The sequence below is a fragment of the Orrella marina genome (assembly GCF_003058465.1).
In the GTDB taxonomy this organism is placed as follows: Bacteria; Pseudomonadota; Gammaproteobacteria; order Burkholderiales; family Burkholderiaceae_B; genus Algicoccus; species Algicoccus marinus.
This window is the reverse complement of the sequence record NZ_CP028901.1, coordinates 3919934-3932450: the sequence shown is the minus strand read 5'-3', so window position 1 is coordinate 3932450 and position 12517 is coordinate 3919934. Positions and strand designations below refer to the sequence as shown.

Sequence of the window (12517 nt, the reverse complement as noted above, 5' to 3'; positions counted from 1 at the left end):
GAGATTCCCAGCCTCATTTCCTGACTTTATCCGAGAAGTTCTTGACTGCAGCTGACAAGCGAGGCTTACGCGGTGCGTTTCTCGCCAGGCGATCATAAACCCAGTCCGGCAAAACAGCCATCAGGCGTGACACAATCGCCATCTGCCAGGGAATGACTGCATAGCGCTTCCTGTTACCGATCGCGCGTGCACAGCGTTTTGCAAACTCATCGGCCGACAGAAGAAATGGCATGGAATACGGGTTGTGCGCGGTCATTTCTGACTCCACATATCCAGGCGCGACAGTCACCACATCCACGCCAGTGCCAGCCAACTCGACCCGCAGGCTCTCGCAATAGGTCTTGACGGCAGATTTTGAAGCGCTGTACGCACCCGCCCCTGGCAAACCACGCACGCCTGCAACACTGGCAATCCCTACCAATGTGCCACATTTGTGTGATTTCATGACCGGGATAAACGGCTCAAAAGTAGCCATCATCGCCATGACGTTAATCATGAAGATATCCCGGAAGATCTCAAAATCCTCTCCCGTCTCAGTCAACGTTCCGGCACTGACCCCTGCACTGGCAATGACGATGTCAACCTGCCCCACCTCGTCAATAAACTGGCGAGCAGCTGCGTGCAGGGCGGATCTGTCAGTCACATCAACCGGGTAGGCTTTGTGACCACTTCCAGGCAGTCGGGCAACCATCTCACCGAGACGATCTCCTCGCCGCGCGACCAGCCCGAGCGTATGCCCTTGCAAGGCATATTCAAGGGCAAGCGCCCTTCCAATACCGCTGCTCGCACCCGTAATAAAGACCGCCATTGCCATTCTCCTCTTTCCAAGAGCACCCTCAGGCCACAAGCGAATGACCCATCGTCAATTCGGGGCGTTCATCATTTCGAGCGTCTGCCTGCACCTGACTCGTAGCGAATGTTTCGCCTTCTGAACGAAAAAAACAGAGTGGGCCCGTAGAGGGCCCACTCTTATTCCATCAGGCTGAATCGTGCGCCATTAACCGTGCAGTTGCTGGTGCAAGCTTTGCAACGAGTAAACCTTCAGCCCACCACCCTTGCGGATGTACTGCATACCTTCCACTGCAGCCCAGGCACCCGCGATAGTTGTGTAATAGGTCACGCCTGCCCCAAGCGCCTGTGTGCGAATGGCACGGGAGTCAGTGATCGCATTTCGACGCTCCTCAACCGTGTTGATGACCAACACGATCTCTGCATTCTTAAGCATGTCGACAACGTGCGGGCGACCTTCTGTCACCTTGTTGACCACAGTCACAGGAATACCTGCGTCCTGGATGGCAGCAGCCGTTCCACGCGTGGCCACAATGCTGAAACCGAGCTCATGCAGACCGCGTGCAACGTCAATCGCACGCGGCTTATCCTGGTCCTTGACACTGACAAACACAGTCCCGGACAACGGCAGCTTGACACTGGCCGCCATCTGCGACTTCACGAAGGCCTCTCCGAAGCTCTCACCGACACCCATCACTTCGCCAGTCGACTTCATCTCCGGTCCAAGAATCGTATCAACACCGGGGAACTTCACAAAGGGGAACACAGCTTCCTTGACACTGTAGAAGGTGGGTACGACTTCCTTGTCGATTCCCTGGGCCTCGAAACTGATGCCAGCCATCGCTCGTGCAGCGATCTTGGCTAACTGCAAGCCCGTGGCCTTGGATACGAATGGCACGGTTCTGGACGCACGCGGGTTGACTTCCAGCACATACACATCGTCACCTTGAACAGCAAACTGCACGTTCATCAGTCCAGTAACACTCAGTGCTCGAGCCATAGCTGCAGTCTGCCGTTCGATCTCGCTGATAACGGTCGCTGGCAGCGAGTAGGGCGGCAGGCAGCAAGCCGAGTCTCCCGAGTGAACACCTGCCTGCTCGATATGTTCCATGACGCCGCCGATAAAGACCCGCTGGCCGTCACACAGGCAGTCCACGTCCACTTCGATGGCGTTGTTCAGGAAACGGTCCAGCAGCACTGGCGAATCATTGCTGACCTTGACAGCTTCTCGCATATAACGCTCGAGATCTGCCTGCTCATGAACGATCTCCATCGCGCGACCACCTAGCACGTAGCTTGGGCGCACGACCAGCGGGTAGCCGATCTCTTGTCCGTAGGCGAGTGCTTCAGATTCGGTGCGTGCCGTACGATTGGCCGGCTGTCTCAGACCCAGTTTGTTCAGCAGCTTCTGGAACCGTTCGCGGTCCTCGGCGACATCGATCGAATCCGGGCTGGTACCGATGATGGGCACACCGTTGGCTTCAAGCGCACGCGCAAGCTTGAGCGGTGTCTGACCGCCATACTGAACGATCATCCCGACTGGCTTTTCCTTATGGACAATCTCGAGAACATCCTCAAGCGTCAATGGCTCGAAATACAGACGATCCGAAGTGTCGTAGTCGGTCGAAACGGTTTCCGGGTTGCAGTTGACCATAATGGTCTCAAAACCATCTTCTCGCAACGCCACCGCGGCATGCACGCAGCAATAGTCAAACTCGATACCCTGTCCGATCCTGTTCGGGCCACCGCCCAGAACGATGATTTTCTTACGATCGGTCGGATCTGCCTCGCACGCCTGTTCGTAGGTCGAGTAAAGGTAAGCGGTACTGGTCGCAAACTCAGCTGCGCAGGTATCGACCCGTTTGTAGACAGGGCGCACATTGAACAGATGGCGAACCTTACGCACTTCACTTTCTGTCGTGTCGAGCAAAAAGGCCAGCCGACGATCAGAGAACCCGCGACGCTTGAGCTCGAGAACCGTTTTGAAATCCAGGTCGGCCAGCGTGCGCTGCTCCAGAGCCAGCTCGATATCCACGATCTCCTGGATCTGAGCCAGGAACCATGGATCAATGCGGGTCAGCTGATGTACTTCTTCAAGCGTGAATCCCTGCGCAAAGGCGTCACCGACATACCAGATCCGCTCTGGACCCGGTTCGGCAAGCTCAACCTGGATAGTCTGACGGTCAGTGGTCATCTGGTTCAGACCATCGACACCGATCTCCAGTCCACGGAAGGCTTTCTGCAGCGACTCCTGAAAGGTTCTGCCGATTGCCATCACCTCTCCGACCGACTTCATCTGGGTCGTCAGACGAGCGTCGGCCTGCGGAAACTTCTCGAACGCAAACCGCGGTACTTTGGTGACAACATAGTCAATCGTCGGCTCAAACGACGCCGGTGTCGCACCACCTGTAATTTCGTTCTTGAGCTCATCCAGTGTGTAGCCAACTGCAAGGCGGGCCGCCACCTTGGCAATTGGAAACCCCGTTGCCTTGGAGGCCAGGGCCGAAGAACGCGAAACCCTGGGGTTCATCTCGATGACGATCATCCGGCCATTGTCCGGATTCACGGCAAACTGGACGTTCGATCCACCTGTGTCAACACCAATTTCACGCAGCACCGCGATCGACGCGTCACGCATGATCTGGTATTCCTTGTCAGTCAGCGTCTGTGCAGGCGCAACCGTAATGGAGTCACCCGTGTGAACACCCATCGGATCCAGGTTCTCGATCGAGCAGACAATGATGCAGTTATCCGCCCGGTCGCGTACAACCTCCATCTCGAACTCTTTCCAGCCAAGCAGTGACTCCTCAATCAGGAGCTCATCTGTCGGCGAGGCTTCAATTCCGCGACGGCAGATTGTCTCGAACTCTTCGGCGTTGTAGGCAATTCCACCACCTGAACCGCCAAGCGTGAAGCTTGGACGGATAACGGCCGGAAAGCCGCTGGTACCGGTTTCCTGGGCAATTCGGCGCTGTACTTCCCAGGCCTCATCCAGCGTATGCGCCACACCTGATTTGGCTGATTCAAGCCCGATTGCGGCCATGGCCGTCTTGAACTTCTGGCGGTCTTCGGCTTTCTCGATCGCGTGTGCATTGGCACCGATCAGTTCGACGCCGTACTTTTGCAGTACACCGTGACGATCCAGGTCGAGCGCGCAGTTCAGTGCAGTCTGCCCACCCATGGTCGGCAGCAGAGCGTCAGGCCGCTCTTTGTCAATGATCTTTTCAACGGCTTCCCAGGTAATCGGCTCGATATAGGTTGCATCGGCCGTTTCCGGATCGGTCATGATAGTGGCCGGGTTGCTGTTGACCAGTATGGTGCGATAACCCTCAGCCTTGAGGGCCTTGCAGGCCTGTGCACCGGAGTAGTCAAATTCGCAAGCCTGTCCAATAATGATCGGACCTGCTCCAATGATGAGAATGCTTTTGATATCTGTACGTTTGGGCATGATGTCTCTTACTTTGACGGGTTGGCCATCAGGCCCATGAACTTGTCAAACAGCACGAGGATGTCGTGCGGACCCGGACTGGCCTCTGGGTGGCCCTGGAAGCAGAACGCTGGCCGGTCTGTCAGCTCGAAGCCTTGCAGCGTGCCATCGAACAGGGACACATGTGTGACCCGGGCGTTAGCTGGAAGGCTCTCGGCATCCACCGCAAAACCGTGGTTCTGCGCCGTGATGAAAACCCTGCCCGAAGCCAGATCCTGCACAGGATGGTTGGAACCGTGATGGCCGGTTTTCATCTTCACGGTCCTGGCACCGAGTGCCAGGCCCATTATCTGATGGCCAAGGCAGATTCCAAAAACTGGCAGTTTTCTTTCCAGGAATGTTCTGGTGGCTGCAATGGCGTAATCACACGGATCCGGATCACCAGGACCATTGGACAAAAATACGCCATCCGGATTGAGCGCCAGCACCTGCTCGGCGGTGGTCTGAGCCGGTACCACGGTGATACGACAACCTCGCTCGGACAGCAGGCGCAGGATGTTGTATTTCACCCCGAAATCGTACGCGACGACATGAGGCCCATCTGTCTTGCCTTGAGCATATCCGGCTCCGAGTTGCCAGACCGATTCGGCCCACTCGGCAGTACTCGACGCGGTGACCACCCTGGCAAGATCCTGGCCGGCCATGCCGGGAAACTCCCGCGCAAGCGCAAGCGCTCGTTCAGCATCCTCTCCGACCAGAATGCACCCGCCCTGGGCACCTTTCTCTCGCAAAATGCGGGTGAGTTGTCGGGTATCGACTCCCGCGATGGCAACAATAGACTGTGACTTCAGGTATTCTGGCAGTGATTCTGTTGCCCGAAAATTGGATACACGCAGCGAGCAGTCACGAATAACCAGACCGGCCGCATGTATCTTTGCGGACTCGATGTCTTCCTTGTTCACACCCGTGTTTCCGATGTGGGGATACGTCAGTGTGACGATCTGACCGCTGTAACTCGGATCCGTCAGAATTTCCTGATAGCCTGTCATGGCTGTATTAAAGACAACCTCGGCTACGGTGTGTCCATCCGCGCCGATTGATCGGCCCTGAAAGATGGTTCCGTCTGCCAAGGCTAGAATTGCTGGAGACTGCCGGTCGGCATCTCCGGGAAATATGGATGGCAGCACGCTCATGACCCCGGTATCAATTTCAACATTCAAACCTTGTAAGTATAACCGCCGATGGATAATTTGCTCGAAACTCTGAAGCGTCACACAACAGTTGTGGCCGACACAGGTGACTTTGAAGGCATGAAACAGTTTCAGCCGACGGACGCCACCACCAATCCGTCCCTGATTCTGAAAGCCGCCAAACTGCCAGCCTATGAACCACTACTCAAGGAATGCCTCAGGCATCGCGGATCTCTCTCGATCACAGACTTGACAGACGAGCTTCTGGTTTCATTTGGGATCGAGATCCTCAAGATCGTGCCGGGCAGAGTATCCACAGAAGTAGATGCCAGACTATCGTTCGACACAGCAGCGACCGTCGAGCGTGCACGCAGTCTGATCAAGCGTTATGAGTCTCGCGGGATCCAGCGCTCGCGTGTACTGATCAAGATTGCATCGACATGGGAAGGCATCGAGGCAGCACGAATCCTGCAGGCCGAAGGGATCTCATGCAACCTCACCCTGCTGTTTTCTCTGGTGCAGGCCATCGCTGCAGCACAGGCAAGCGCGACCCTTATTTCGCCGTTTGTCGGCAGAATTTACGACTGGCACAAGAAAGCCGCCGGCCAAGCCTGGGATGAGCAGGCCAATTCAGGGGAAAATGACCCGGGCGTGCAATCTGTGTCGCGGATTTATGCCTATTTCAAATCCCACGGCATATCCACCGAAATCATGGGGCAAGCTTCAGAAACACCGGGCAGATTCTGGCACTCGCCGGATGTGATCTGTTGACGATCAGCCCTGAATTGCTGAGTGACCTGGCATCCAGGACAGATGCCCTTGCACCACGCTTGACATCTGACTACGCGCGCCAAAACAAACCGCAGGCGGTCACGCTGAACGAAGCACAGTTTCGGTTCCTTCTGAATGAAGATGCCATGGCAACAGAGAAACTGTCAGAAGGCATTCGAGTGTTTGTGAAGGACTCCATTGACCTCGACAAGCTAATGCAAGGCTAACCCTCAGGCCTTGGCCAGTCACCGTATTAGCTGGTGTTACCAGAGTGCCCGTGAAGGCGAGGCTTGCGGGTGTTCGTGCCCTGTCTCAAACATGAACAGGAAGCCGCAGACAGAGCGACCCCGGTCACTGAACCGGGTGGGCGCCGGCGCTCAGGCAGCACGTTGGTACATTGCCTGAATGCCGATTCAAAAGTAAACCGTCAGGAAGCCGCGGCTCAAAAACCCATGTGCGAGCCACCATTGATGGACAGATGCTGACCCGTAATGAACTCCGCAGCACCCGACAAAAGAAAGGCGACTGACTGAACAGCCTGCTCAGGTGACAGGAACGCCCCCATCGGTACCGCGCTCAAATATTTGTCACGGAATTTCTCGCCACGAATGACCTCGGTCATCTGGGTTTCGACCACACCGAAGCAGACACTGTTAACCCGGATGCCGTAGCGCCCCCACTCCTTGGCCGCAGTCATGGTCATGCCCAGCACGCCGGACTTCGCCGCCGCATAGTTAATCTGGCCCATTGAACCACGTCGCCCTGCATCGGATGAAATATTCACGATCGCTCCCGGACGGGCCTCTCCCGCCTTGGAGCTCGCAATCATCTGAATACCTACTGCCTGCAGGCAGTTAAATACACCGGTCATGTTCACATCAACGACTTCCTGCCATTGCTGTGCGGTCATTTTTTCGATCATCGCGGTGCGGGTGATTCCGGCATTATTCATCAACCCATGAATGCCACCGAACTCCTTGACAGATTGCGAAACTGCCAGTTCCACGAAATCACGATCCGTCACACTACCCTGGGCAATCAACGCGTCTGGAAATTGCTCCTTGAGCAGCGCAACCCCTTTGTCACCAATTTCGACCAAGGTCAGATTTGCCCCAAGATCTCGCATCAACCCGGCCGCGGCCAGACCAATCCCCTGGCCAGCCCCGGTAATCATGATGTTCTTGTTGCTCAAGTCGACTAATGTTCTCATTTTGAGGTCCCCTCCGTTCATCAGAAAACATCAGCGTAGAGGGTCACCTGACCCGGGTCAACAGCGCGCCGACCTGGCACACGCAATAGACGTCACCAGTAACCCAGCACTTTCCACCAGGCCCCGCCAAGCAAAATCCAGACAGTGAGGTTGACGACACTGACAATAAAGCCGGTTTTCCACCATTCACCCAGCGTGGTGTATCCGGACCCAAAAATGATCGGTGCCGTGCCAGTACCGTAGTGTGTCAGCGACATCATCAGCGATGACGAGTACGCCAGAATCAGGCCCAGCAACATCGGCGGAGCCCCCAGCGCAATGCCGGCCGCAAAGAAAGCCGCGAACATCGCAGTGATGTGCGCGGTAGTACTAGCAAAGAAATAATGAGAGTAGACATAGACCAGAGCCAGGATCAGTGTACCAGAGACCCAGCTGATGCCCATGCTGTCAATGCCACTGCCCACTGCCAGGGCAAGCCACGACACCAGACCGAGTTTGCCCAGAAAACTCGCCATCATCACAAGCGCAGAGAACCATATGACCGTATCCCATGCCCCCTTGTTTTTCAATACATCGTCCCACTGCAGAACACCTGTGACAAGCAGAATCGCCAGTCCGACGAAAGCGGCTGTGGTCGGACTGATCGCATACGTGCCACCCAGGATCATCGCTGGTACGCCAGCCCACATGAACAGCAGCAGCCCAAACACACCGAGGGTGATTTTTTCCGGGAAAGACAGCGGGCCAAGATCACGCAACCGCTCCCTGGCAAACTCTGGTGCATCTGGCGTTTTTTTGATCTCGGGGCATAGATCACGTAGATCACAAGCGGAACAAGTATCAGAGAAACGACTGCCGGAACAAAGGCCGCAACTGCCCACATCATCCAGGACATCTGAAAAGACGGATCGGTACCCTGATAGATCAGCGTGACAATCAACGGGTTCGGTGCGGTTGCCGTGATGAACATCGCCGACGTGACCGGGTTGATGTTGTAATTGACCAGAGCAAGATAGCGGCCAATCTTTTCTGTGGAGCCGCGTTCGGGCTTCGAACCGAAGCTGTCGGCAATGGAGCGCATGATGGGGTGGATAATTCCACCCCCACGAGCCGTGTTGCTAGGCGTGACTGGCGCCAGAATTGTCTCGGTCACCGCGAGCGCATACGCGATGCCCAGTGTGCGCTTACCAAAAAGCGAAATCAGGTAATACCCGATTCTCGCACCCAGTCCGGTCTTGTTCAGACTGTAGGAGATCATGATCGAGATACCGATCAGCCAGATCAGGTCGTTTGAGAACCCGCTCAGCGCGTCCGCCAGAGCCGCTTTGGGATTGCCCGGATTGGTTACCTGGGTCAGGGCAACCAGCGCAATGGCCACAATCGAAACCGCGCCAATCGGCAGTGCCTTGCCAATGATGGCCGCAATAGTCCCGACAAACAGCGCCAGCAAGCGCCAGGCATTTGGCGCAACCCCCTCCGGGACAGGAATCACAAACCAGATGACAAGCGTGATGGCCACGGCCACCAGTGCAGGGACAGGCTTGACAGGTTCCAGGGTGACTGCCATGTGTGAATACTCCGAAAGTAGCCGATTGACTTTATCGCGTGATAAAAGATTATCAGGCTGAGTGATCAGAACATGAAGTTGAAGGAATGCAGAGATCACATCCCGGAACCAGTATCCAGGACCTCAGTTCACTTTACGCCTGGCCGCAAAAACAACCTTTGATCCAAGTCACCTTAACGCGACACGCGAGGTGACGGCAATGTCTTGACGTCCTGTTCAGACCTGGAATTCGCCGAGGTGCTCTCGCACTCCAAAAGTAAAGTATATCTTTATTTAAAGACAGGCCGCCAAATCACCTGTCAACCTGAGTCAGGCAGGCTTTCTTTCCATCATCGCCCAGGCAACAGTACCAGCATCGACATACTCAAGTTCACTCCCGGCTGGCACGCCGCGAGCAAGCCGGCTGACTTTCAGGCCTCTGGCTCGCAGAGCCTCACCCAGATAGTGTGCCGTGGTTTCACCTTCTGAAGTGAAATTGGTGGCCAGAATCACCTCTTCAACACGCCCGTCGCTGACGCGATCAAGCAGGCGCTTAAGATTGAGCTCCTGCGCGCCAACACCCTCTAGCGGCGCGATGCGGCCCATCAGGATGTAATAAAGCCCAAGGTAGTTATGGGTGGCTTCAATCGAGTTCTGGTCAGAGGGTGTCTCCACAATACAGAGAAGGCTCTGGTCCCGCCCGGAGTCAGAGCAGACCACGCAGATGGGCGTCTGGCTAAACCCGTTACATCGCTCACAGTGCACCAGACCTTCAATCGCATCTGACAGCGCCCGGCTCAAGGCACGGGCAGCTTGTGGATCATTCTGCAGCAGGTGATAAGCCATTCGTCTCGCCGTGCGAACGCCAACGCCAGGCAGCGCTCGCAAAGCCTTGACCAGATCCGTCAGTGGCCCTGGTTCAGACATCGGGGCGTCCATATCAGAACGGCAGCTTCATACCCGGTGGCAATGGCAGACCTGCCGTGACAGACGCCATTTTCTCCTGCGATGTTTCTTCAGCCTTGCGCAGTGCATCGTTAAAAGCAGCCGCGACGAGGTCTTCGAGCATGTCCTTGTCATCGGCAAGCAGACTCGGATCGATCTCGACTCGGCGCACATCGTGACGACAAGTCATTGTCACTTTGACCAGGCTGCCACCGGACGCACCTTCAACGGTGATGTCGGCCAGCGCTTCCTGAGCCTTTTTCATATTCTCCTGCATTTGCTGGGCCTGACGCATCAGGCCAGCCATTTGTCCTTTCATCATGCTGTAGATTTCCTTTCGTTAAACTGCACCCGGTTACGACGGGACGGACATTACACACTGGCACCTGATCCTGCGGGGCGAACGGACCCCGGAACGATTTGTGCACCCATTTCCTGCATCAGTGTCTGTACAAAAGGATCAGTTTCCAGTTGCTGACGAGCCTCTTCAAGACGCCGCTCGGTCTCCAGATCAGCGATCTGCTGAGCAGTCTGGGCCGACCCCAGTTCACCAACAGTGATCTCCAGTCGAACCGGTTTGCCCAGTTTCTTCTGAACCGCACTTTCGAGCCGCTGAACGTGAGATCCTCTGGCAATTGCTCCCGCTTGCACAAGCAGGGTCAGACACTGTTCATTCGCACTGACACATACCGACTGCATCGCCAGCTGGCGAGCCATCCCGGAGACTGAAAGACCTGCTGCCAGCGTCGACCATTCCCGCACAACAGATTGTAATGACGGAAACCCCTGTTCACCGGACGGGCCGGATGATTCAGACAACTCGGGGACTTCCGGCTCAACAAACACTTCCTGCGATTGCTGCGCACGACGGTCACGCGGGTCGCCATCATCGCTCAGGGCAGACAATCCGGCAGCACGCTGATCGACTGGCGCAGCACCGGATGTCGGGAGACTCTCGAAACTCACCTGCGGGGCATCTTCCCACGGAAGCAGACTGTCCTCACCATTATCATCAGGCTCAGGTGGCAACACCTCATCATATCGAGCATCATCAGGCGGTGCGACCGGTGGTGGTGCATCTGCCTGATCATCCGAATATGTTGAATATGTCGCCGGTGCGCCGGTCGCAGGCACTTCCTGCCGCACAGGTTCACCCCCGACTGCAAATCAGAGGGATCTGTCAGTCCCGCTCCGGAACTCAGTCTGGCCTGATCATTTGATTTTCCTGGCGCCGGGGCGTCCTGACGGAAAAGCTGCGTATCTTTCGCCTCTCGAATCGCAACCCCCACGAAATCCTCTGCGGACTTCTCCTGTTCACTGGCGTCGGATGGAGGGACTGGATGAACTGGAGTCGCTGCTACGAGGCTTGGGGTTGGATCTGCCGGGGTCGTTGAGGAGTCTGGCGTCTCAAGCACGGTCGACCCTGATGCCGGAGCCGATAATCGCTCAGTATTCTCCGCTGTGCTTGCCAACCCGGTCGGCTTACTCGACTCGACTGGCTGGCTTGTCTTCAGTGGCGCACTTTTTTTTTGTGGGTCGACCAGCGAATCCACAAAACCCAGCATCCGCAGACAGATCATCACAAAACCGGCAAACTCGTCCGGTGCCTGGGCCAGTTCCTGTCGACTGTGAACGCAAACGGTGTAAAAAAGCTGTACCAGATCGGCGGGCATCTCGTTTGCAAGATGCTGCACCGCATCACGCACCGTCTCGTCTTCGAGCTCGCAGGTTCCAACACGCTGGGTGATTGCAATTCTGGATAGCAGAATAGCCAGGTCAGCCAGTGCCGCTCGCAAGGACAGTCCCCGCTCGGACAATCGTCTGGTCACCTCAAGGACCTGAGGTGCGTCGCACTGATAAAGGGATTGCAACAGCTGCACCAGTAGCGTCTGATCAACCGAACCCAGCATGCTGCGAACCGACTCGAGCGTCAGGTCACCCGAGCTAAAGGCAATCGCCTGATCCGTCAGCGACAGGGCATCCCGCATGGATCCTGATGCAGATTGACCGATCAGTCTGAGCGCGAGTGACTCGAACCGGACATTCTCCTGCTCGAGGACCCAGGCCAGGTGCGATGCAATTGACTCCGGCGCCATCTGCTTGAGATTGAACTGCAGACAGCGACTCAGGACGGTTGGTGGAATTTTCTGGGGATCTGTGGTCGCAAGAATGAACTTTACGTGGGGCGGAGGTTCTTCCAGGGTCTTGAGCATGGCGTTAAACGCATGCCCCGAAAGCATGTGAACCTCGTCGATCATGTAGACCTTGAATCGCGCAGCCGTCGGCGCATAAACCGCCTGCTCGAGCAACTGCGTCATTTCATCAACGCCCCGGTTGGAGGCCGCATCGAGTTCGACATAGTCCACGAACCGTCCGGCATCGATCTGCGTACACGCAGCACATTTGCCACACGGATGCGCCGTAATACCTGCTTCGCAGTTCAGGGATTTGGCAAGGATACGGGACAGGGTCGTTTTGCCAACACCGCGAGTGCCGGTAAAAAGCCAGGCGTGATGGAGTCGCTGGGTCGTGAGCGCGTGTGTCAAGGCGCGAACCACATGATCCTGGCCCACCAGACTTTCAAAATCGCGTGGTCGCCACTTGCGGGCTAGTACCAGATAACTCATATGGCCTTCACT

The 12517-nt window shown here is 56.1% G+C and carries 8 protein-coding genes and 2 pseudogenes; 1 reads left to right on the top strand and 9 read right to left on the bottom strand.

Features of this window, described 5'->3' with window-relative positions:
- Window positions 1–13 precede the first annotated feature (13 nt).
- The 3 genes from DBV39_RS17925 to carA all read right to left on the bottom strand — a co-directional run bounded on the left by DBV39_RS17925 (window position 14) and on the right by carA (window position 5403).
- Window positions 14–808, bottom strand: a complete 795-nt coding sequence (locus DBV39_RS17925; RefSeq protein WP_108623371.1) for an SDR family oxidoreductase — start codon at window positions 806–808, stop codon at window positions 14–16.
- 189 nt (window positions 809–997) lie between these two features.
- The gene (gene carB / locus DBV39_RS17920) at window positions 998–4237 is read right to left on the bottom strand and encodes a carbamoyl-phosphate synthase large subunit (RefSeq protein ID WP_108622748.1); all 3240 of its coding nucleotides are present in this window, start codon (window positions 4235–4237) and stop codon (window positions 998–1000) included.
- 8 nt (window positions 4238–4245) lie between these two features.
- Window positions 4246–5403 (bottom strand): glutamine-hydrolyzing carbamoyl-phosphate synthase small subunit, encoded by a 1158-nt coding sequence (gene carA, locus DBV39_RS17915; protein ID WP_227870942.1) that lies wholly within the window; start codon window positions 5401–5403, stop codon window positions 4246–4248.
- 54 nt (window positions 5404–5457) lie between these two features.
- On the opposite strand from carA, the pseudogene tal reads away from it, so the two are divergent.
- A pseudogene (tal, locus tag DBV39_RS17910) lies at window positions 5458–6404 on the top strand (transaldolase).
- A gap of 215 nt (window positions 6405–6619) precedes the next feature.
- On the opposite strand, the gene DBV39_RS17905 reads toward tal, so the two are convergent.
- The 6 genes and pseudogenes from DBV39_RS17905 to dnaX form a co-directional block, all read right to left on the bottom strand.
- Complete coding sequence (locus DBV39_RS17905; RefSeq protein WP_108622745.1) at window positions 6620–7387, bottom strand: SDR family NAD(P)-dependent oxidoreductase; 768 nt, start codon at window positions 7385–7387, stop codon at window positions 6620–6622.
- A 92-nt stretch (window positions 7388–7479) separates the two neighbouring features.
- A pseudogene (locus DBV39_RS17900) lies at window positions 7480–8954 on the bottom strand (DASS family sodium-coupled anion symporter).
- A 309-nt stretch (window positions 8955–9263) separates the two neighbouring features.
- Window positions 9264–9872 carry a recombination mediator RecR gene (gene recR / locus DBV39_RS17895; RefSeq protein ID WP_108622743.1) on the bottom strand — a complete coding sequence of 203 codons (609 nt, stop codon included), beginning with the start codon at window positions 9870–9872 and terminating at the stop codon, window positions 9264–9266.
- Window position 9873: 1 nt separating this feature from the next.
- On the bottom strand, window positions 9874–10200 hold the full coding sequence (locus DBV39_RS17890) for a YbaB/EbfC family nucleoid-associated protein (RefSeq protein ID WP_108622742.1): 327 nt from the start codon (window positions 10198–10200) through the stop codon (window positions 9874–9876).
- 50 nt (window positions 10201–10250) lie between these two features.
- Window positions 10251–10844: a DNA polymerase III subunit gamma/tau C-terminal domain-containing protein gene (locus DBV39_RS17885; protein WP_108622741.1), complete on the bottom strand. Its 594-nt coding sequence runs from the start codon at window positions 10842–10844 to the stop codon at window positions 10251–10253.
- Window positions 10841–12505, bottom strand: coding sequence for a DNA polymerase III subunit gamma/tau (gene dnaX, locus DBV39_RS17880; protein WP_108622739.1), 1665 nt, complete (start codon window positions 12503–12505; stop codon window positions 10841–10843). The genes DBV39_RS17885 and dnaX overlap by 4 nt, the downstream gene beginning before the upstream one ends.
- Window positions 12506–12517: the final 12 nt, after the last annotated feature.

Excerpts from the sequence above, each read along its gene's own strand:
- carB (WP_108622748.1), bottom strand. The coding sequence starts at position 4,237 with ATGCCCAAACGTACAGATATCAAAAGCATTCTCATCATTGGAGCAGGT.
- DBV39_RS17905 (WP_108622745.1), bottom strand. The coding sequence starts at position 7,387 with ATGAGAACATTAGTCGACTTGAGCAACAAGAACATCATGATTACCGGG.
- DBV39_RS17890 (WP_108622742.1), bottom strand. The coding sequence starts at position 10,200 with ATGATGAAAGGACAAATGGCTGGCCTGATGCGTCAGGCCCAGCAAATG.
- dnaX (WP_108622739.1), bottom strand. The coding sequence starts at position 12,505 with ATGAGTTATCTGGTACTAGCCCGCAAGTGGCGACCACGCGATTTTGAA.
- recR (WP_108622743.1), bottom strand. The coding sequence starts at position 9,872 with ATGGACGCCCCGATGTCTGAACCAGGGCCACTGACGGATCTGGTCAAG.
- DBV39_RS17925 (WP_108623371.1), bottom strand. The coding sequence starts at position 808 with ATGGCGGTCTTTATTACGGGTGCGAGCAGCGGTATTGGAAGGGCGCTT.